The following is a 19,480-nucleotide window of genomic DNA, read 5'->3' as shown; positions in this document are numbered from 1 at the left end:
CGGTTGAACCTGTGGTCCTACCCCCGTGCTTTTTGTTGCACGGGACCCACGGGTGCAACCAGCACCCGGCTTTCCCTGCGCCCTCTGTTCGATGAGAGGGTGGAAAGTGACGCAAAGCTCGGGCAGCGAATGCCGCGAGAACGCGGAATCACGTCGGCTGTTGAATCACACGTAGGATGGGTAGAGCGAAGCGAAACCCATCATTCGCGCCGCGTGCTCCATCGCGAGGGGTTTCGCTTCGCTCTACCCATCCTACGGGACCGCTGTTTGAAATTTGAATCAGAACTCATCCCCACGTCGTCCCGGGCTTGCCCCGGGACCCATAACCACAAGCATTTGTAATGCGCTCCGCTGCAACCGCTTGCTCGCGCGACAACAACTCCCCTGTGGTTGTGGGTCCCTTGCTTTCGCAGGGGACGACAGCGAGATGCGAGACCGTAGCCTGCAATCAGCGCTTCGACTTCTTGGCCTTCTTTTTCTTGGTGGTTTTCTTGGTGGTTTTCTTGGCCGTCTTCTTGGCCGTTTTCTTCGGCGCTTTCTTGGCTTTCTTTGCCGATTTCTTGGCGGCCTTCTTGCCAGCCTTCTTGGTCTTCGTCGCTCGCTTCTTCTTGGCCGCCGCTACTTTCTTCGCCACCTTCTTGGCGGCCTTCCGCACCTTCTTCACGGCTGTCGTGGCGGCTTCGGTGGTGGCCGTTGCGGTGGCGCCGAGCGTGTCGGTCACCAGATCGATTACGGGCTTGTCGTCGTCCATATCATCCCCCAACAGTTGAACGAGAGCGCAACGATAACTGGATTCGTGGAAGCGTCAAATCGACGTCGCACTCCGCGCATTGCGTACTTTGGCCTAGGCGGCGAGCGCGCGCGGATGAAGGTGGGGATGCCGGCAGTCGATGGCGGCCCTGGCTTGGGCGGAGAGGGCAATCCGGAAGTAGAAAATGCAGTTCGGAATAACTCCATCACGCCCGGCACGAGGTCGGGCATGATGGTCGGATATCGATGGCGCAGGCCGTTACTTTGGCTGCCCGACGATGCGGATGTAGGGCTTCGGCGCCTTCCAGCCTTCGGGGTAGATCGTCTTGGCTTCGTCGTCGCTGACAGAGCCAGCGATGATCACGTCCTCGCCCTGCTTCCAGTCGGCCGGCGTCGCGACGCGATGCTTGGCGGTGAGCTGCAGCGAGTCGATGACGCGCAGGATCTCCTGGAAGTTCCGGCCGGTGGTCATCGGGTAGACCAGCACCAGCTTGATCTTCTTGTCGGGGCCGATGATGAAGACGTTGCGGACGGTCTGGTTGTCCGCCGGCGTGCGGGCGAGGGGATCGCCCGAGGTCGAGGCGGGCAGCATCTCGTAGAGCATGGAGACGTTGAAGTCGGTGTCGGCGATCATCGGATAGTTCGGCGCGGCGCCCTGGGTCTCCGCGATGTCCTCCGACCATTTGGCATGGCGGTCGACGGGATCGACCGAAAGGCCCATCAGTTTGACGCCGCGCTTGTCGAACTCCGGTTTCAGCTTGGCGAGCGCGCCGAGCTCGGTGGTGCAGACCGGCGTGAAGTCCTTGGGATGCGAGAACAAAAGCGCCCAGCTATTGCCGATCCAGTCATGAAATTTAATTTTGCCCTCGGTGGTTTCGGCTTCGAAGTCGGGGGCGGTAGCGCCAATGGGAAGCGTCATGGTTTTGCCTCATGTCATTGAAGTGGCTAAAGAATTTTGTTTCTGGCGTGACGGACATTATAGGCGCTGCAACGGCTTAAGTGAACCACTCTAGCTAAAAGGTGAAATCATTCTGTTTTGTGAGGGAACTGCGAGCAACTTCTTTTGATCGGCCTGCCTGCGGCGAAAAAACCCATAACGTCCGCAAGACCACGGATTGCCGTGGAATTGCCTTTTATGGTCCCCATCTCCCGGGTCCGATCTGCTAATAGGCGCCAACCGTGAGAGCCGTCACAGCGACCAATTGGCAACTATGTACAAATGTCGAAACGGTCGTTTCGAATCGGTAACCACTCGTTTACGCCGGCATGGAAATGCTGGACTGGAATAAGGAACTGAGAAGTCTCGCTATGTCTGCCCCTAGTATCGAGGCGACCGATGTGGTCGCCCTGCAACCGTCCTGCCGCAAGACAGCCGCCCATGCCCTCACCATCGTACGCGATGGCGTGATCACCGGCGAAGGCCCCACCACCAAGGGCCGTATCCACTTTTCCCGAGCGCTCGATGCTGATGACGCCGCCTGGTGCGTGCGCATCCTCACTGCCTCCGCCGTTGCGCACCAGCCGGTGAGCCGGGAGGAGGTCGCAGCGCTGTTCGAGATCAACGAAGCCGCGGCCGAGCGCAGCGACGATGGCCGTTTCGACGACCTCCTGGCCAAGGCGGTCGCGCATCACGCCGCTTCGATGTCCGGCCTGCCGGTGCCGCCGCGCACGGTCGCGCTGTCGCCGGATACCGACATCGAGAGCTGGGCGCCGACGCACGCCGCCAATATCGACACCAAGGTGCTGGAGTGGATCGCGAGCCAGATGCGCGGCAAGCGCCGCACCAACCAGGCGCTCGCCGCGATGGTTGCCACCCTGGTCGGCGCCGCGGCGCTGCCACTGGTGCAGCTGCCGAACGTGTTTGATATCGGGTTGGTCTAAGTCACCCGACAACGAAAATGGTAACAGCGGCGGGGGCTATTTCCCCGCCGTTTTCTGTTTGCCGCTCTCGACCTCAAGCCCCAGCGTCCGCCCCGGAAAACCGGCGACGTCGAAATAGCGGGTCGACAGCACGCGCTGGAACTTGATGACGGTGCGCAGCCCGTTGCCGGCCGGCTTCGAGGTGATGGTGCCGTCGGCCATCTTCGGGACGATGCCGTTCGGGATCGCTTCCGACACCACCCGGCCGAGCAGCCCGCCATTGGCGCTGGCGCGGAGGTCCAGGAGCTTGGCGATGGTCATGCCGACGTCAGCGTTGCTGACGGGAAGGGGATCGACATAGCCGGATTTGAAGTCGGGTCCGATCGCCGCCATGAAGTTCAGCGTGTCGCCGCGGCTGAAGCTGCCGTGCATGCCCTGGCCCTGGCGCAGGATCGTATCGGCGACCTGGACCGAGCAATTGGTCGGCTCCTCGCAGCCCGACGACCAGGAGCGGAAATTGACCACGATCGAGGGCGTCGGCGTGGTCGCCTTGCCCCTGAGATTGAGCTGGGAGATCGGCAGCGTGCCGGGGAAGCGCCCGAGCCGGTCATCGACGAAGAGGCCGCTGACATAGTCCTGATCCAGCAGCGCCTTGATGACGCGACCGGCGAGCTTCTTGTCCCGGTTCGGCAGATAGATCAGGTCCGACCCGCCATTGGTGGCCACGACAACATCGGGCTTGGCGGGGTCCTGGCCGAGCACGCCGTTGCCGGCCTTGGGATGGGCGTTGTCGGCGACGCGCGCGTTCTTGTCGTTGGGATCGAACAGCGGCAGCTCCAGCGCCCTGGCGAGGTCGATTGCCAGGAAGCCCATCGGCAGGAAATCCTTCGGCGTGTCGTCGTAGGAGATCTTGGCCGAGGGGCTGGTCTTGCTCTCCTTCGAGATCGTCGAGAAGCCATGGTCGGCGGAGACGATGATGTTGGTCGAAGAGGCGAGCCCGAGCTCGTCGAGCGCCTTGCGCAACTGCGCGAGGTTGTCGTCGGCGTTCTTGATCCCGGCCATCGAGGTCGGCCCGTTGATGCCGGGCGTGATCGTGTTGAGGCTGTCGCCGGTGTTGTGCTGGCTGCCGTCAGGGTCGCGCGACCAGAACACCAGCACAAACGGCTTGTTGCGCGCCTTGAACATCGGCAGCACCACCTTGGTGGCGACATCGGCGAAATAGGCCTGCTGCGCGACGTTGGCGACGGTGGTGCCGGGCGTCTTGGCATCGCCGGCCTTGGCGTTGTCGCCGCGGCTGGGCGTCGTCAGCGGCAGGTTGGCCTTGGTGAGCGCATCCTTCACCTCCTCGGACACGGGGACGCCGTTCTTGCCGCCGGTGGAATCGTCGAAGACGATGGTGTGCTTGCCGCGATCGGTGTGGTCAAACAGCAGCGTCGGGCCGACCTTGCCAATGGCCGCCGTGCTGAATCCCTTGCCGCGCGCCATCTTCAGGATGGTCTCTTCGTTCAGGTAGTCGCCGTTGAAATGGTCGTCGATGTCGGCCAGCACCGCGTCATTCTCGATGAAGGGCACGACGGTGTCGCCTGCGGGAGCCGAAGAATACGCGGTGTAGATCGTGTTGCTGAAAGTGCCGGTGTCGCCGAGATAGTGGCCGGTCGACATCGCCGAGCTGTTGGCCATAGTGAAGGTCGGAAACAGCGAATGCGAGTTCTTGAAGTTGACGCCCTTGTCGCGGATTTCAGCCATCGCCGGCGCCGTCTGCGGGTTGACGATGCGCGAGCGCAGGCCGTCGGGGATGAACAGGATCACGTTACGTGGCGTATTGTTCTGAGCCGATGCGGCCCCGGCCGCGAGCGTGATCAAGCCTGCCGATAGCAATGTTATTGTGCGTCGCATCTTCATTTCCCCCTGTCAGAAGCAGCTTCCTGCGATCGATCGTCGCACCCGTTTAGTTTTGCTATATGACAGAATTGTTACATGGGGCCGCGATGTCCGTCGAACTGTCTAGTCATCGCTCCGAACTTCGCATGGCGATCAGTTGTGTGCCGCCTTGGGTAGCCCGCGCAGTCCGGCAGCAGCATGCTCAGCCCGTCGCCCGAACCGTGCATAGAGCGCCGGGAGGACGGCGAGCGTCAGCAGGGTGGCACTGATCAGGCCGCCGATGACGACGGTCGCCAGCGGCTTTTGCACCTCTGCGCCGGTGCCGGTGGCGAAGGCCATCGGCACGAAACCGAGCGCCGCCACGAGCGCGGTCATCACGACCGGGCGAAGCCGGGTGAGGGCGCCGTTCTCGATCGCCTGTCCGAGCGGCATGCCGTCTTCATGGAGATTGCGGATCAGGCTCAACATCACAAGGCCGTTCAGCACGGCAACGCCGGACAGCGCGATGAAGCCGACCGCCGCCGAGATCGAGAACGGCATGCCGCGAAGCCAGAGCGCGGCGATGCCGCCGGTGAGCGCCAGCGGAACGGCGCTGAACACCACCAGGGCATCGCGCGCCGAGCCCGTGGCCGCCAGCAGCAGCAGGAAGATCAACGCAAAGCACGCCGGCACAACGATGCCGAGCCTTTGCCGGGCCGCGGCCAGGTTTTCGAACTGTCCGCCCCAACTCATCCAGTAGCCGGGCGGCAGCTTGACCTGCTGCCCGACCTTGGCCTGAGCTTCCGCGACGACCGAGCCGAGGTCGCGGCCGCGGACGTTGGCGGTGATGACGATGCGGCGCTTGCCGTTCTCGCGGCTGATCTGGTTCGGCCCCTCGGTGAAGGAGAATCGCGCCAGCCGATTGAGCGGCAGGCTCTGGACCGGTGCATTGGGCGTTGCCTTCGGCAGCGCCACGGGAAGGTTGCCGAGCGCCTCGAGGTCGGATCGCAAGCCCTCCGGCAGCCTTACGATGATGTCGAACCGACGGTCGCCCTCGAACACGACGCCCGCGTCCTGGCCGCCGACGGCGGCGCCGATCACCTCCTGCACCGCCGCCGCGCTCAGACCGCGGCGCGCGATCGCGGCACGGTCGACCTTGATCTCGAGGACAGGAAGGCCGCCGGCCTGCTCTACCTTCACATCGGTCGCCCCATGCACCGAGCGCAGGATCGAGGCCACCTCGTTCGCCGCTTTCAGCATCGGCTCGAACTCGTCGCCGAATACCTTGATGGCGATGTCGCCGCGAACGCCGGCCAGAAGCTCATTGAAGCGCATCTGGATCGGCTGGGTGAATTCATAGACGTTGCCGGGAACGCGATTGACCGATCTTGCGATTTGCTCGAGCAATTCCTCCTTCGTCATCGACGGATCCGGCCATTGATCGCGTGGCTTGAGCATGATGAAGGTGTCGGACGCGTTCGGTGGCATCGGGTCGCTCGCGACCTCGGCCGTGCCAGTCTTGGAGAAGACGAAGGCGACCTGCGGCAGACGGCTGACGGCGTTCTCGACCGCAAGCTGCATCGCCTGCGATTGTGATAGCGCGGTGCTGGGAATCCGCAGCGCATGCATGGCGATATTCTTTTCGTCCAGCGACGGGATGAACTCCTGCCCGAGGCGCGCGAAGCCCGCCAGTGCGACAGCAAACAGCACGGCTGCCGTTGCGATGACGGGCAGCGGCGCGGCAATCGCATAGCGTAACAGTGGCCGGTACAGGCGCTTCAAAGCCGTAACGAGCCTGCTTTCATGCTCCTGAACGCGTCCGGTCACGGCAATGGCGATCGCGGCCGGGACAAGCGTCAGCGACAGGACGAAAGCCGATGCCAATGCCAGGATCACCGTCACGGCCATCGGTGTGAACATCTTGCCTTCGACGCCGGTGAAGGTGAGGAGCGGCACGTAAACCAGGAGGATGATGGCTTGTCCGTACAGGCTCGGGCGGATCATCTCGACCGCGGAGGCGCGCACCGTGGCCAGCCGTTCGTCGCGGGAGAGGACACGTCCGAGTTCGCGCTGCCGTTCCGCCAGATGGCGCAGGCTGTTCTCGGTGATGATGACGGCGCCATCGACGATCAGGCCGAAATCGAGCGCGCCCAGGCTCATCAGATTGGCGCTGATGCGGCCCTGCCACATGCCGATGGCGGTCATCAGCATCGCCACGGGGATCACCAATGCGGTGATCAACGCTGCGCGAAAATTGCCCAGCAGGACAAACAGCACTGCGATGACCAATAGCGCACCCTCGCTCAGATTGGTCGCAACCGTCCTGACGGTGGCATCGACCAGTTGAGTGCGATTGAGTACGGTCTTGACCTCGACACCGGGCGGCAGCGTCGGCGCGATCTCGCGCAGCCGAGCGTCGACCGCCGACGACACGGTACGGCTGTTGGCGCCGATCAGCATCAGCGCCGTACCGACCACCACCTCGTGGCCGTTCTCGCTGGCGCTGCCGGTGCGGCTCTCGCCCCCGATCGTGACGCTCGCGATGTCGCGGATCCGCACCGGAACGCCGCCGCGCGTGGTGACGACGATGGCGCCGAGCTCCTCCATGTTCTCGATGCGACCACCGGAGCGCACGACAAAGCCTTCGCCGTTCTTTTCGATGTAACGCGCGCCGCGGCTGACATTGTTGGTCTCGATCGCGTTTGCAACATCGGCAAAGGTCAAGCCGAGCGCGATCAGCTTGGCCGCATCCGGATGGACCTGGTACTGCTTGAGATAGCCGCCGATCGTATCGACGCCGGCAACGCCGGGAACGGTCTTGATCTGCGGCCGGATGATCCAGTCCTGCACGGTACGCAGATAGGCGTTCTTCTCGATGTCGCCCTTGAGCCGTGCTCCGTCGCTGGTGACGAAGCTGCCGTCGCGCTGCAGGCCCGCCACGCCGTCGGCTTCGACCGGTTTGTCGGCGAAGCGAACGGTCCACATGTAGATCTCGCCGAGCCCGGTCGAGACCGGACCGATCCGCGGCTCGATGCCTTGCGGCAGGCGCGCGCGGACTTCGGCAAGGCGTTCGGTGACCTGCTGGCGCGCGAAGTAGATATCGGTGCCTTCGCTGAAGACTGCGGTCACCTGCGAAAAGCCGTTGCGCGACAGCGAGCGTGTGCTCTCGAGGCCGGGCGCCCCGGCGAGCGCTGTCTCGACCGGAAAGGTTACCTGCTTCTCGATTTCCAGCGGCGACAGCGCATGGGCCGTGGTGTTGATCTGCACCTGCTTGTTGGTGATGTCGGGCACCGCGTCGATCGACACTCTCGTCAGCGCAAAGCCGCCGAGCGCCATGACGATGGCGCAGAGCGCGACGATCACCCAGCGGCGGTGAATGGAGAAGCCGATGATCCCCTCAATCATGGCCGTGCTCCGCTTCGGCCTTTTCCAGCTCGGCCTTGAGCGTGAATGTGTTGGCGATGGCGATCGTCTCACCCGGCGAAAGACCGCTCACGATCTCGACGTCGTCATCATCCTCGCGACCCGTACGCACCTGTCGCGCCTCAAACCCTTCGGCGTCGCGCACGAATATCGTGGCGTTGCCCCTGACGGTCTGCAGCGCTTTCTTCGAGACGATCACCTTTGACGGCTCGCCGCCGAGCGGCACTTCGGCGGTGACGAAAGTGCCAGGCCTCCATCGGTGATCCCGGTTCGGCAGGGTTGCGATGACCCGGGCGTTGCGGGTCTCGCGATCGAGCAGGGGGCTCACAAAGATCACCCGCGCGACCGCTTCGTCGTCGCTGCCGATCGCGCGGATCGTGACCAGTCCGCCCTCGTGCACGGCGGCGATGTCCTCGGGGGAGACGGCGAGATCGACCCAGATATCGTCGAGATTGACGATGACGAACAGCTCGCTTTCCTGCCCCTCGCGGCCGATCAGCCCGCCGAGGTCGACGCGCCGCTCCGAGACCCGGCCCGAGATCGGCGCACGCAAATACTGTTCGCGCAGGCTTTCCGGTGGCTGGCTCGGAAGGTCGGCGATCTCCTTTTCGGACAGCCCCAGCGCGAACAGCTTTTGCCTGGCGCCGTCGAGCTTGATGCGAGCGTCGTTGGCGGCCAGTTGGGTCCGCAGGAATTCGTTTTCCGACATGGCCCGGCTTTCGGCCAAGGACTTTTGTCTGTTGTAGAGCGTCTGCTGCAGATCGTTGGTCAGCCGCGCGGCGAGGTATTCGCTCTTGGCGTCCGCCACCTCGCGGCTTTCGATCACGGCGACGATCTCACCTTTTTCGACGCTGTCGCCCAGGCGCTTGCGCAGTTCGGCGACTGTCGCCAGTACGCGCACGGAGACGCGGCCGACGTGGTCGGCGTCGGGAATAAGCGAGCCTGGCGCCAGGAAGTGACGCTTGAGCGTACCGCCCGCGGCCGGCGCCAGCTTGATGCCGGCATCGCTGATCTGCTCGTCGCTCAGCGCGATGTGCTCGGTACCGTGATCCTCGCTTTCGGCTTTTGCCGTTCCGGTCGTCGACGTTTCTTGCGGCGCTGGTATTCCGGATAGCGGCCATTGCGACCAGATCGCGATGCCCAGGCCGCCGCCAACGATGATGCCGGCAACGAAAAGAAGAATCCGTCTCATATATGCCTTCCCGCCGCGCGCGGGTCCGAGCCCGGCGCTGTTGCCATAGCGATGCGTGCAAGCTGGGCCCGCTGCCGGAAAGCAGCGCGGCCGGATCGGTCATACCGATCGGATCAGGCGCGGGGTGGCTTGAAGGGAGAGATCGGCTCGGCTGCTGCGGGGGTACGCATGGCAAGGAGGCGATAGGCGTGCGCGGTATATTCGATCGCGACCGACGTGTCCTGTGTGGCTACGGACGATACGTGGGTCAGGCAGTGGTCGCCATGGGGCAATGCTGGATGGACGGGGGACTTGTCGGTGGCATCACCGGCCAGTTGCGCGATCGAGAGCGCCGGCACTGCATCGTCGCTGTCGAAGCCAAGACCGTGAAAGAAGGACAGCACGAGCGCCAACGAGATCAGTCCCGCAAGCAGGCTACGCCACCGGCGTGATGGGGCCTTGCGGGTCGCGGAATCCGGTGCGGCTAAGCGAGAGTCCATGGCGGCTAGTTAGCGCCACACCTGCGCCGATTCAAGGCGGGAGATCGCCGAATACTATAACGTTACGCCTTCGCCGGCAGCCGCTTGAGCATCCAGCGCCGCAATGCGACGACCGCCCATACCGCTTCGACCAGGCCAAACGGCCACGCTCCCTGCAGGAAACCGTAGGCGGAGCCGAGCGCGCAGGCGACGGCGAAAGCCAGGATGAACCATGGGCTGCGGTCTTCGGCCGCATAGCACACGAGCATCATCGTGACCGCAAACAGCCCGAAGATCGTCAATGCGTCCATCAGCTTCTTGCCACTTTCGTCGTCACGCCGAACATGACGGCGCGACGACGGAGTCGCGCAGTTTGGGGTGATTGTAAAGCCCGAGCCTCCGCTCGCTGCGGCGGATCTCCTGGCTTATGGTCGGACAGGCCGAGATGAAGTAGAACGTTACCTAAACAGTCGGTTTCGCGGAGGTGAGGCAAATGCTCGCACGAATCATGGTCGCAACGCTTCTCATGCTCTCAAGCGCGTTCGCGCAGGAGCGCACAATCACGGTGGCATCGACGACATCGACCGAGCAGTCCGGGCTGTTCGGTTTCCTTTTGCCGCGCTTTACGGCGGCGACGGGGATCGGCGTCAAGGTGGTCGCGGTCGGCACCGGCCAGGCGCTCGACATCGGACGGCGGGGCGATGCCGACGTGGTGTTCGTGCATGATCGCCCGGCGGAGGAGAAATTCCTTGCCGAAGGATTTGGCGTCAAGCGCCAGGACGTGATGTACAACGATTTCGTGGTGATCGGTCCGAAGGACGATCCGGCGCACATCGCTGATGGCAAGGACGTCACGGAAGCGCTGAAGAAGATCGCTGCCGCGAAGGCGACCTTCATCTCGCGTGGCGACCGCTCCGGCACGCACCAGGCCGAACTGCGTCTATGGAAGGAGGCGGGCATCGACATCGCGACGGCGAAGGGATCCTGGTATCGCGAGATCGGGCAGGGGATGGGGCCCGCGCTCAACATGGCCGCATCCGACAATGCCTATGTGCTCTCGGATCGCGGCACCTGGCTGTCGTTCAAGAATCGCGGCGATCTTGCGATCCTGACCGAAGGCGATCGGCGCCTGTTCAACCAATATGGCGTGATGCTGGTCAATCCGGCCAAGCACCCAACCGTGAAAGCCAAGGATGGGCAGGCCTTCATCGACTGGCTGATCTCTGCCGGGGGACAGAAGGTGATCGCCGACTACAAGGTTGGCGGCGAGCAGCTATTTTTCCCCAACGCGTCCGACTAACAGGAAAGCGACCGTGCTCACGGTCACGCTGAGGCCGAGCAGGATCAGGCCAAGCCCGAGCGCGAGTGGCAACTCGCCCTTGCTGGTTTCCAGCGCGATCGCAGTCGTCATGGTCCGGGTGTAGCCGCGGATGTTGCCGCCGACGATGATGATGGCGCCGACTTCGGCGATGGCGCGGCCGAAGGCGGCAAGGAACGCGGTCAAGAGCGAACCGCGGCCGAGCGACGACAGCAGCGCCATGCTGCGCAGGCGGGACAGGCCGTCGGTGCGCATGAGATCGGAATATTCCGCCCACAGCAGCGAGACCGGACGATGCACGAGCGCGACCACGATCGGCGTGGCAAGCATCGTCTGGGCTACAATCATGGCGCTTGGCGTGAACAGCAGTCCGGCAAAGCCGAGCGGACCGGAACGCGACAGCAGAAGGTAAAGCGCCAGTCCGACCACGACCGGCGGCAGGCCGAGCATGGCATTCGTCAGCACGATCGTGGCTTGCCTGCCCTGAAATCGGCTGATCGCGAGCAGGACGCCGAGCGGCGCGCCGATCAGCAGCGCCAACAGGCTCGCCGTCAGGCTGACGCGCAACGACAAAAGGACGATGCCGATCAGCTCAGCGTCAAGGCTGACAATCAGCGAGAGCGCTGTCATTACCGATTGCGTGAAATCGTTCATCCTGTTGTGCGCTTGGTCGCCCCGGTGAGATCGTCCGAATGAAGATTGCCTGCAGGCATCATCCGATAAACACTTCAATGTCTCATAAATTACGCAACGTCCAATAGGTGCAAGCGATGTCGCGCGGTAGAAATCTGGTAACGCTCAGAAGCGAAGGTTCCTGTTAACTGATCGGTAACTCTTTTTCCTAACGCCCTCTTGGGTTGTATCCTCTACAACAAGCGCTTGTAGGGGCAGGGAAATGTCAGACAGCTCGGCCAAGAGCGAAATCTTGCAGGGCCGGTGGTGGCCGAAATTGGCCGCCGTGGCGCCATTGCCATTGAGCGCAATCCAGTGGCTCGTGCTGTGCGCCGCAGCACTCGTCGTCGCGATCGGGCTCGGCACCGGGTATCTGGCCCTGCAATTCCGGGAGCGCGCGCTCGATCTTGCCGAACGCGAACTCTCCAACACAGCGCTCCTGCTGTCCCGCCATTTCGATCAGCAGCTCTCCGATCTCCAGCATGTGCACGATGATGTCGTCGCCTACATGCGGGCGGACGGAGCCGACACCGCCGATCAGTTCGAAAAGACGATGTCACTCCTGAGCACGCATGAAATGCTGCGCACCAGACTTGCGGCCCTGCCGCATGTCGGTGGCCTCAATCTGTTCAATGCGGAGGGGTGGCTGATCAATTCCTCCGAGATGTGGCCGGTGCCCGACCTGAACGTCAGGGATCGGCGATATTTCAGGGAGTTTACCTCCGGCAAGCCGACCCCGGACGTCATCGTCGAGCCCGCGGTGAGCCGCGTCACGGGCAAGTGGACGACGCTGTTCGCCCGCAAGATCGTCGGCAGCGATGGCGCGATCATCGGCTTCTCCAGCCGGGGTGTCGAGCCCAGCCAGTTCGAGGAGTTCGTCGCCTCTCTGGCACTGAACGGTGACACCATCATCTCAATGATCCATCGCGACGGCACGGTGATCGCCCGTTACCCCAAGGATGAAGGGGCGATCGGCAAGAGCGTAGCCGGTCTCCAATCATTCCAGAAGGCGCTGACGCTCGACGGAAACATCTCGGGGCGCTTCCGCACTGAAGATGCCGAGGACAAGATCGGCGCCGTTCGACCGCTGACTCATTTTCCGATCCTGATTGTTGCCACGACCAAGACCTCGACGGCGCTCGCCGACTGGCGCGCGCAGACGAAACTGCAGTTCAGTGCCGCGGTGCTGGCGATCGTCGTCGTCACCGTCACGATCTTCCTGATCGTCAGGCAACTGCGACGCCAGCATGACGCTGCGCGCCAGAGGCTGTCGGAAAAGAGCTCTCACCTCGACACCGCCATCAACAACATGACGCAAGGGTTGCTGCTGTTCGACGCGTCGGGCCGGCTCGTGATCTGCAACCAGCGCTATCTCGACATGCTCGGCGTATCGCCTGACGTCGCCAAGCCCGGATGCCACCTGCGCGACCTCGTGCTGCATCGTCAGTCGATCGGCTCGTTTATCGGCGATGTCGACGAATATTGTGCGCGCTTCATGGGACCGAACAAGAGCGATGTCGGCGAGAGCTATTTCTCGACGCAGGATGGACGAACGATCCGAATGATCTTCAAGTGCTCGCCTGACGGCGGCTGGGCCACGACGATGGAAGACGTGACCGAACGGCGGCGGGTCGAGGCGAAGATCGAACACCTCGCCCACTACGATCCCTTGACGAATCTGCCGAATCGGACGCTGTTTCAGCGCCACGCTGAGGGGCTGCTGCTCGAAACTGCCCACGTGCAGTTCGCGATTCTCTACATTGATATCGACGAGTTCAAACGCATCAACGACTCGCTCGGCCATATGATTGGTGACGAGTTCCTCAAAGGTGTCGCCGAACGGTTGCGTCAGTCGATCGGACCGGAGGATTTCATTGCTCGTCTCGGCGGGGACGAATTCGCCATCGTTCAGCGTGGCATCGCGGCCGATGTCGATGTCAGCGCGCTGGTTGAACGGATCTATCAGGCGCTGCGCACGCCGTTGGACTGCCATGGCCATCACTTGTCCGGTGACGCCAGCATCGGCATCGCTGTCGCGCCGCGGGATGGTACCGATCTGCTCGGTTTGTTGAAGCGGGCGGACCTTGCGATGTACGCCGCCAAGGCTGCCGGCCGCCGCACCCACCGCTTCTTCGAGCCGGAGATGGAGAAAGAGGCCAAACTCCGCCGCGAGCTGGAAGCCGACATGCGTGCTGCGCTGGTCGAGGGCGGGTTCGAAATCCACTATCAGCCGTTGGTCGATCTGCGCAGCGACGAGGTGACCGGCTGCGAGGCGCTGGTGCGCTGGCGGCATCCGGTGCGCGGCATGGTGTCGCCGGCCGAATTCATTCCGGTCGCGGAGGAGACCGGCCTGATCGAAGAGATCGGGCAGTGGGTGCTGCGGACCGCATGCACCGAGGCAGCCACCTGGCCGGCCCATGTGCGGGTGGCGGTCAACGTATCACCAGTTCAGTTCAAGTCGGAGACGCTGTCGCTGAAGGTCGCCGCGGCGCTCGTCGAGAGTGGGCTCGATCCGCGCCGCCTCGAGCTGGAAATCACGGAGGCCGTTCTGATCGCGGACGATGATGCCGCGCTGGTCGCGCTCAACCAGCTCCGCGCGCTCGGCGTTCACATCGCGCTGGATGATTTCGGAACCGGCTATTCCTCGCTGCAATATCTGCAGCGGTTTCCGTTCGACAAGATCAAGATCGACCGCAGCTTCGTCAAGGAAGTTACCCGCAACAGCTCGTCGGCGTCGATCATCCGCGCTGTGGTGAGCATCGCGGCCGACCGCGACATGATCACGACTGCGGAGGGGGTCGAAACCGAGCAGCAGCGCGACACCGTGCACATGCTGGGATGCACCCAGATGCAGGGTTATCTGTTCAGCGCGGCCCGCACAGCGCAGGAGATCCGGGCGATGCTGGCGTCCGATGCGGCCGAGGTGGAGGACGCCGCCTGATCGGCGACGTTTCAGCGTTCGCGCGGATCCTTGCCATAGCCTGTGATGAGGCGCAGCAGCCGTTCGATAACGGCGCCGATCGCAAGGCCGGCAACGACATCGCTCAACCAGTGCGCAAGCAGAACGACGCGCGTCAGCACCAGGCCGCCACTGATCGCCCAGACGACATTGCGCTTTGCCGAGGGAAACACGGTTGCGGCCGAAGCGATCGCGCCGACGTGAATGGCATGGCCTGACGGAAAGGCGTCCAGCGGCTTGCCGGAGAACGGTACGCCGTGAAGGTGACCTCGGGCTGTCTCTCGATCTGGTCGCTCCTGGGTGAATACCTTCTTCAGCATGTGGGGAAGGATGGCCGTGACGACCGCGGTCAGGAGTATGTGATTGCTGTCGCGACGCTGCCGCAGACTCTTGTTGCGGGAATAAAGCCACCAGCCCAGCGCAAGCGCGCAAAGGACATGCTCGTCCGCTCCCCACGTCAGCGCTTCGGCGGCCCGCTCGGCTGTCGGCGTCGTGTACTCCGACACAATGTCGGCGATTGCCTTGTCAGTGCGGGTTGGCTGCACCTGAAAAGGCGCCATTGAATTCTCCCTTTGAGACTACAAACCGTTGACGGCCGTGATGGTTTCTTGAGCACACCCGCTCATAGGAACGAAAATTTCGGCCGCGGGTTTGCCGCTCACAATCCTGGCAAGAGGCAAGCACCATGAAAAGATCGATCGTGCTGACGGCGGTGGCCGTCGCCTTTATTTCCACCTCGGCGGCCGCGCAATCGGTCGGCGAGAAGACCGGCGTCAATTCGGTACTTGGCGTCGCTCCCTCGACGGCCGATTTCGTCAAGGAAGTCGCGATCAGTGACATGCTAGAGATCCAGGCGGGCAAGATCGCAGAGCAGAAGGGCAGCGCGGAGGAAAAGAGGTTCGCGGCCCAGATGATCGCCGATCATACCAAGACCAGCAGCGAGCTGAAGGGCCTGGTCACGAGCGGCGAGGGCGTGCAGATTCCATCGGGCCTGGATTCATCCTCGCAAAGCAAGCTCGACAAGCTGCGTGAGACCAAGCCGGACAACTTTGCAAGCCAATATGATCCGATGCAGGTGAGCGCGCACAAGGATGCGGTGTCGCTGTTCGAACGCTACGCCAAAAGTGGCGACAACCCGAAGCTGAAGGATTGGGCCGGCAAAACGCTGCCGACGCTGCGGCACCATCTCGAAATGGCGCAGGCGCTGGACAACGATCGCAAGTGACGCCGCGGCATCACGGCTTGCGGTAGTTACCTGCCCATCGCACGATCAGTGGCAGAGCGTACCAGAATCCGACCAGGACGAGGAAGCTCGCCGCCGCGTAAGTGGCGGCGAGCTCGCCGTTGGTGATCGTGCCGAGCACGACATAGCTCTCCGCGGCGATGCCGGCGGCGAGAAATAGCGGCGCCGCGGTCACCAGCGCGGAGGCCGCGCGCAGAAAGCTCGGGGAGTCCGCGCCACCATAGGAAAGCCGGTGCAGGGCGGCCGGCGTCATCAGGAGGATGACATTCAAGGCGACGAGGCCGAGCGCGACAGCGTGGACGATCTTTGCCGTTTGCGGCAGCTCTTCAAATCTGGTGGTGAGCATGGCGATGAATTGGAAGCCGAACAGCGCCTGCGCGCCGGGGATGATGACGCGTGCTTCGGTCAGCACCTGCTCGACCCTTGTCGTGAGCGGAGTCGCTCCTTCTGAATCGGGCATCGTCGGTTTCTCCTGGTGAAACATCTCCAATCCGAACCACGCAAAGCTTGATGCGAACAGCAGCGCGAACCCGCTTGTGAACCCGGCGAGCCAGCCGAAATGTCCTTCGATCACAACATAAGCGGCAAGGCCAAGGCTCAAGGAGAAGGGAACCAGGCCGGCGGTCGTGTAGAACGATGTCGCGCGGACCAGGCGCTTCGACGAAGAACCCTGCTCGACGATTCTGTGTTCCATCGACGGGGCGATCAGCAACCCCAGCGAAAGCGTCTGCAGCGCAAGCCCGACGGCGCAGAGCATTTTCGATGCCGAGGAGAGTGCCGGAAAGCCGGTCTGGAAGAATGCCTGGAATTGAAAGCCGAGCAGGACCTGGATGCCCAGGACAAGCAGACGGGTCTCGTCGAGTGCCGTCTTGACCTTGCGATCCAGCTTCTCGGACATCCGTGGTCGCACTCCTTTCCTTTCGCGCCGGAACTGTCGCCGATGTCACGTTGTTAACGCGACATGTCATCTAGCGTTCACAGTGCGGGGAGGGGTGCGACATGACGGCGCCGGACGTCCGCAAGGGGATGCCACCCGTCAAATTGCCGCGCGAGGAGTTTGCGCGGCGCTACCGCAGCCGTTTCGTCGATCCTGCCTTCGGTCCGCTGCAGCGGGAGATCGAGGCCGTCGTCGACGCGGCGTGGGATGCCTACAGCCATTCGCGCAAGGCGCCGCTGACGCGCAAGGCGGGGCCAGGCTTCGCCGATCCGGAATACGAACTCGCGGTGGATTGGCTCGCCGCGCGCGAGGCGATCCTGGCAGCGCAGCGGCGTCACGACGATGCAACGGAGCGGCCGCGCATCCTGATCATCAACGGCTCCTCGCGCAGCGAGCACACCTGTCCCGGTGAGATGTCCAAGAGCTGGCGGCTGGTCAAGCTTGCCGAGCCTGTCTTCGTGGAGATGGGACTTGCCGTCGACATCCTCGATCTCTCGCGACTGACGTCCGAGTTCGGCAAACAGATCCATCCCTGCAAATCCTGTGTCTCGACATCGCCTGCGCTCTGTCACTGGCCCTGCAGTTGCTATCCGAACTACGCGCTCGGCCAGACCGATGATTGGATGAACGAGATCTACCCGCTGTGGGTGGCGGCGCACGGGATACTGATCGTGACGCCCGTAAACTGGTATCAAGCGCCGACAGGGTTGAAGGCAATGATCGACCGGATGGTCTGCGCCGATGGCTGCAATCCCGATCCGACCTCGACTCATGGCAAGCATGCGGACGAAGCCAAGGCGCTCGAGTTGAAGGGCTGGCCTTACCCGCGGCATCTCGCCGGCCGCCATTTCGGTCTCATCGTGCATGGCGATTCCGTCGGCGCGGAAACGATGCGACGGTCGCTTGCGGATTGGCTCACGGACATGGAGCTGATCTCCGCGGGTAGAATGAGCCAGCTCGATGGTTATATCGGCTACATGGGGCCCTACGCGACCTCGCATCAGGCGCTCGATGAGGACAGGGCGTTCCAGGAGGAGACGTTGAATGTCGCGCGCTCACTCGGCAGTGCCGTGAAGCTTGCGCGTGAGGGCAGGCTGCAGGATCCAGCAGCCGGGCTCGTCGAGCCAAATCCGAAATAGTCGACCCAGGTTCCTCTCGGGGCCGGATCAATTCGGCGTTGCGCAGGAACGATGATCGGCATCGCCGATTGGTCGGCATCTCCCATGCACTGCGACGGAGTTTCCTCATGGACTTGAAAGGCAAGAAGATCGCAATCCTCGCAACCCACGGGTTCGAACAGTCGGAACTGGAAGTGCCGCGCGACCGGCTCAAGAAGGCTGGCGCAACCGTCGACGTGATTTCGTTGGCGGCGGGCGAGATCAAGGGCTGGGACATGAAGGATTGGGGCCGGCCGGTGAAGGTCGACAAGACGCTCGACCAGGCCTCAGCCTCCGACTACGACGCGATCGTGCTGCCGGGCGGACAGATCAATCCGGACCTGCTGCGGGTCGAGCCGAAGGCGCTGAAATTCATCAAGGACATATTCGAAGCCAAGAAGATCGTCGCCGCGGTCTGCCACGCGCCCTGGCTTCTGATCGAAACCGGTATCGCCAAGGGGCGGCGGATGACGTCGTACAAGTCGATCAAGACCGACGTGATGAATGCCGGCGCCATGTGGGAGGATTCGCAGGTGGTGACCGACCAGGGCGTGATCACCTCCCGCAATCCCGGCGATCTCGAGGCCTTCAGCGCCAAGATCATCGAGGAGGTGAAGGAAGGCCGCCACATCAAGCGCAACGCAGCCTGACGACGCGAGCCCGCCGATGCATAGCAAATTGATCGCCGACGAACCCGGAGCGCAGGTCCATGTCGTCATCCTCGACACCGGTGAGGAAGCGTTCGCGATGCTCACGAAGTTCGCCAACGAGGCCAGGATCTCGGCGGCGGCGCTGACCGCGATCGGTGCGTTCGAGCGGGCGACCGTCGGCTGGTTCGATTTCGGCTCGAAATCCTACCGGAAGATCGAGGTCAACGAGCAGTGCGAGGTGCTGAGCGCGATCGGCGACGTCGCGATCGGCGATGACGGCAAGGCGAGCCTGCACGTCCACATCGTGCTCGGACTATCGGATGGCTCCACGCGGGGCGGCCACCTGCTCGCGGGCATGGTGCGGCCGACGCTCGAGGTCGTGCTGACGGAAACGCCGGCAAAACTGCGGCGGAAGAAGAGGGCGGATCTCGGCATCGCCCTCATCGATATCGCGGCCAAATAGGAGAATGCGCTCAGCGGATGCCGAGCGCGTTCTCCAACTGCCGCTTGGTCATTTTCGAGCGGCCCTCGATGCCGCGCCGCCTCGCCCTCGCGTAAAGTTCCTGCCGCGTATGCCCATCGCGCTTGCGGGCGCGCGCAACTGCTGCCTTGCGCCCGCGGGTGGTGAGCTTGCGGGCATTGCGGCCGCCCATCGCGCGGCTGCTTTCAAGCTTGCGGGCGGCGCCGACATGCGACTTGCCCTCACGTTCCTGCTGCGCGGTGCGGCCTTGCGCTTCCTTCTGTTCGGTGCGGCGCAGGTTACGAGTGTTGCGGCGCTTGCTCTGGTATTTGGAGGCGCCGGCTTCCTGCAGCGCAATGGCGATCGCCTGCCGACGATTCTTGACCTTGCCGGCGCGGCCGCCACGTCCGCTCTTCAGTTCGCCATGCTTGAATTCGTGCATCACCCTGCCGGTGACTCGTCGTTGACGCGATGAAGGTGCCATCGTTTCATCCTCCGTTTCTCCGGCAAGAACCGCCGATGACGGATGTCGTTCCAACGG

Annotated in this window: 18 protein-coding genes; 7 read left to right on the top strand and 11 right to left on the bottom strand. The window is 63.2% G+C overall.

Annotated elements, in window-relative coordinates; translation table 11 throughout:
* Positions 1 to 448: 448 nt before the first annotated feature.
* Both K288_RS0135755 and K288_RS0135750 read right to left on the bottom strand, forming a co-directional pair.
* Complete coding sequence (locus K288_RS0135755) at positions 449 to 751, bottom strand: hypothetical protein (RefSeq protein ID WP_027583858.1); 303 nt, start codon at positions 749 to 751, stop codon at positions 449 to 451.
* 258 nt (positions 752 to 1,009) lie between these two features.
* On the bottom strand, positions 1,010 to 1,669 hold the full coding sequence (locus K288_RS0135750) for a peroxiredoxin (RefSeq protein ID WP_027583857.1): 660 nt from the start codon (positions 1,667 to 1,669) through the stop codon (positions 1,010 to 1,012).
* Between the two features lie 389 nt (positions 1,670 to 2,058).
* Between K288_RS0135750 and K288_RS0135745 the strand changes: the two genes are divergently transcribed.
* Positions 2,059 to 2,631 (top strand): hypothetical protein, encoded by a 573-nt coding sequence (locus K288_RS0135745; protein WP_027583856.1) that lies wholly within the window; start codon positions 2,059 to 2,061, stop codon positions 2,629 to 2,631.
* Positions 2,632 to 2,667: 36 nt separating this feature from the next.
* Here K288_RS0135745 and K288_RS0135740 read toward each other — a convergent pair whose 3' ends face one another.
* The 5 genes from K288_RS0135740 to K288_RS0135720 form a co-directional block, all read right to left on the bottom strand.
* Positions 2,668 to 4,506, bottom strand: coding sequence for a nucleotide pyrophosphatase/phosphodiesterase family protein (locus K288_RS0135740; protein WP_027583855.1), 1,839 nt, complete (start codon positions 4,504 to 4,506; stop codon positions 2,668 to 2,670).
* Positions 4,507 to 4,644: 138 nt separating this feature from the next.
* The gene (locus K288_RS0135735; RefSeq protein ID WP_027583854.1) at positions 4,645 to 7,875 is read right to left on the bottom strand and encodes a CusA/CzcA family heavy metal efflux RND transporter; all 3,231 of its coding nucleotides are present in this window, start codon (positions 7,873 to 7,875) and stop codon (positions 4,645 to 4,647) included.
* Positions 7,868 to 9,085, bottom strand: a complete 1,218-nt coding sequence (locus K288_RS0135730) for an efflux RND transporter periplasmic adaptor subunit (RefSeq protein WP_027583853.1) — start codon at positions 9,083 to 9,085, stop codon at positions 7,868 to 7,870. Before K288_RS0135730 ends, K288_RS0135735 begins: the two co-directional genes overlap by 8 nt.
* A gap of 113 nt (positions 9,086 to 9,198) precedes the next feature.
* Positions 9,199 to 9,477, bottom strand: a complete 279-nt coding sequence (locus tag K288_RS0135725) for a hypothetical protein (RefSeq protein WP_027583852.1) — start codon at positions 9,475 to 9,477, stop codon at positions 9,199 to 9,201.
* Between the two features lie 149 nt (positions 9,478 to 9,626).
* The gene (locus K288_RS0135720) at positions 9,627 to 9,854 is read right to left on the bottom strand and encodes a hypothetical protein (protein WP_027583851.1); all 228 of its coding nucleotides are present in this window, start codon (positions 9,852 to 9,854) and stop codon (positions 9,627 to 9,629) included.
* Positions 9,855 to 10,036: 182 nt separating this feature from the next.
* Between K288_RS0135720 and K288_RS0135715 the strand changes: the two genes are divergently transcribed.
* Positions 10,037 to 10,843, top strand: a complete 807-nt coding sequence (locus K288_RS0135715) for an extracellular solute-binding protein (protein WP_027583850.1) — start codon at positions 10,037 to 10,039, stop codon at positions 10,841 to 10,843.
* On the opposite strand, the gene K288_RS0135710 is transcribed toward K288_RS0135715, so the two are convergent.
* On the bottom strand, positions 10,817 to 11,515 hold the full coding sequence (locus K288_RS0135710; RefSeq protein ID WP_027583849.1) for an ABC transporter permease: 699 nt from the start codon (positions 11,513 to 11,515) through the stop codon (positions 10,817 to 10,819). The genes K288_RS0135715 and K288_RS0135710 overlap by 27 nt on opposite strands.
* Positions 11,516 to 11,756: 241 nt before the next feature.
* On the opposite strand from K288_RS0135710, the gene K288_RS0135705 reads away from it, so the two are divergent.
* A complete protein-coding gene (locus K288_RS0135705) occupies positions 11,757 to 14,474 on the top strand; it encodes an EAL domain-containing protein (protein WP_084799967.1) in 2,718 nt (905 codons plus the stop codon).
* 11 nt (positions 14,475 to 14,485) lie between these two features.
* On the opposite strand, the gene K288_RS47495 is transcribed toward K288_RS0135705, so the two are convergent.
* On the bottom strand, positions 14,486 to 15,052 hold the full coding sequence (locus K288_RS47495) for a phosphatase PAP2 family protein (RefSeq protein WP_043161563.1): 567 nt from the start codon (positions 15,050 to 15,052) through the stop codon (positions 14,486 to 14,488).
* A gap of 125 nt (positions 15,053 to 15,177) precedes the next feature.
* Between K288_RS47495 and K288_RS0135695 the strand changes: the two genes are divergently transcribed.
* Positions 15,178 to 15,717, top strand: coding sequence for a DUF4142 domain-containing protein (locus tag K288_RS0135695; protein WP_027583847.1), 540 nt, complete (start codon positions 15,178 to 15,180; stop codon positions 15,715 to 15,717).
* Between the two features lie 10 nt (positions 15,718 to 15,727).
* On the opposite strand, the gene K288_RS0135690 is transcribed toward K288_RS0135695, so the two are convergent.
* On the bottom strand, positions 15,728 to 16,633 hold the full coding sequence (locus K288_RS0135690) for a DUF6328 family protein (protein WP_043161561.1): 906 nt from the start codon (positions 16,631 to 16,633) through the stop codon (positions 15,728 to 15,730).
* Positions 16,634 to 16,734: 101 nt separating this feature from the next.
* On the opposite strand from K288_RS0135690, the gene K288_RS0135685 reads away from it, so the two are divergent.
* The 3 genes from K288_RS0135685 (at position 16,735) to K288_RS0135675 (ending at position 18,942) form a co-directional block, all read left to right on the top strand.
* Entirely contained in the window at positions 16,735 to 17,811 is a 1,077-nt protein-coding gene (locus tag K288_RS0135685) for a flavodoxin family protein (RefSeq protein WP_027583845.1), read from the top strand.
* Between the two features lie 107 nt (positions 17,812 to 17,918).
* Positions 17,919 to 18,479: a type 1 glutamine amidotransferase domain-containing protein gene (locus K288_RS0135680; protein ID WP_027583844.1), complete on the top strand. Its 561-nt coding sequence runs from the start codon at positions 17,919 to 17,921 to the stop codon at positions 18,477 to 18,479.
* 16 nt (positions 18,480 to 18,495) lie between these two features.
* Positions 18,496 to 18,942: a PPC domain-containing DNA-binding protein gene (locus K288_RS0135675; protein ID WP_027583843.1), complete on the top strand. Its 447-nt coding sequence runs from the start codon at positions 18,496 to 18,498 to the stop codon at positions 18,940 to 18,942.
* Between the two features lie 10 nt (positions 18,943 to 18,952).
* Here the strand turns inward: K288_RS0135675 and K288_RS50250 are convergent, their stop codons facing one another.
* The gene (locus K288_RS50250; RefSeq protein ID WP_027583842.1) at positions 18,953 to 19,423 is read right to left on the bottom strand and encodes a DUF6496 domain-containing protein; all 471 of its coding nucleotides are present in this window, start codon (positions 19,421 to 19,423) and stop codon (positions 18,953 to 18,955) included.
* Positions 19,424 to 19,480 lie beyond the last annotated feature (57 nt).

This window comes from Bradyrhizobium sp. Ai1a-2, assembly GCF_000426245.1.
In the GTDB taxonomy this organism is placed as follows: domain Bacteria; phylum Pseudomonadota; class Alphaproteobacteria; order Rhizobiales; family Xanthobacteraceae; genus Bradyrhizobium.
This window is presented reverse-complemented; position numbering and strand designations above follow the sequence as displayed.

Coding starts and splice junctions, on each gene's coding strand:
- K288_RS0135755 (WP_027583858.1), bottom strand. CDS start 751: ATGGACGACGACAAGCCCGTAATCGATCTGGTGACCGACACGCTCGGC.
- K288_RS0135750 (WP_027583857.1), bottom strand. CDS start 1,669: ATGACGCTTCCCATTGGCGCTACCGCCCCCGACTTCGAAGCCGAAACC.
- K288_RS0135745 (WP_027583856.1), top strand. CDS start 2,059: ATGTCTGCCCCTAGTATCGAGGCGACCGATGTGGTCGCCCTGCAACCG.
- K288_RS0135740 (WP_027583855.1), bottom strand. CDS start 4,506: ATGCGACGCACAATAACATTGCTATCGGCAGGCTTGATCACGCTCGCG.
- K288_RS0135735 (WP_027583854.1), bottom strand. CDS start 7,875: ATGATTGAGGGGATCATCGGCTTCTCCATTCACCGCCGCTGGGTGATC.
- K288_RS0135730 (WP_027583853.1), bottom strand. CDS start 9,085: ATGAGACGGATTCTTCTTTTCGTTGCCGGCATCATCGTTGGCGGCGGC.
- K288_RS0135720 (WP_027583851.1), bottom strand. CDS start 9,854: ATGGACGCATTGACGATCTTCGGGCTGTTTGCGGTCACGATGATGCTC.
- K288_RS0135715 (WP_027583850.1), top strand. CDS start 10,037: ATGCTCGCACGAATCATGGTCGCAACGCTTCTCATGCTCTCAAGCGCG.
- K288_RS0135710 (WP_027583849.1), bottom strand. CDS start 11,515: ATGAACGATTTCACGCAATCGGTAATGACAGCGCTCTCGCTGATTGTC.
- K288_RS0135705 (WP_084799967.1), top strand. CDS start 11,757: ATGTCAGACAGCTCGGCCAAGAGCGAAATCTTGCAGGGCCGGTGGTGG.
- K288_RS47495 (WP_043161563.1), bottom strand. CDS start 15,052: ATGGCGCCTTTTCAGGTGCAGCCAACCCGCACTGACAAGGCAATCGCC.
- K288_RS0135695 (WP_027583847.1), top strand. CDS start 15,178: ATGAAAAGATCGATCGTGCTGACGGCGGTGGCCGTCGCCTTTATTTCC.
- K288_RS0135690 (WP_043161561.1), bottom strand. CDS start 16,633: ATGTCCGAGAAGCTGGATCGCAAGGTCAAGACGGCACTCGACGAGACC.
- K288_RS0135685 (WP_027583845.1), top strand. CDS start 16,735: ATGACGGCGCCGGACGTCCGCAAGGGGATGCCACCCGTCAAATTGCCG.
- K288_RS0135680 (WP_027583844.1), top strand. CDS start 17,919: ATGGACTTGAAAGGCAAGAAGATCGCAATCCTCGCAACCCACGGGTTC.
- K288_RS0135675 (WP_027583843.1), top strand. CDS start 18,496: ATGCATAGCAAATTGATCGCCGACGAACCCGGAGCGCAGGTCCATGTC.
- K288_RS50250 (WP_027583842.1), bottom strand. CDS start 19,423: ATGGCACCTTCATCGCGTCAACGACGAGTCACCGGCAGGGTGATGCAC.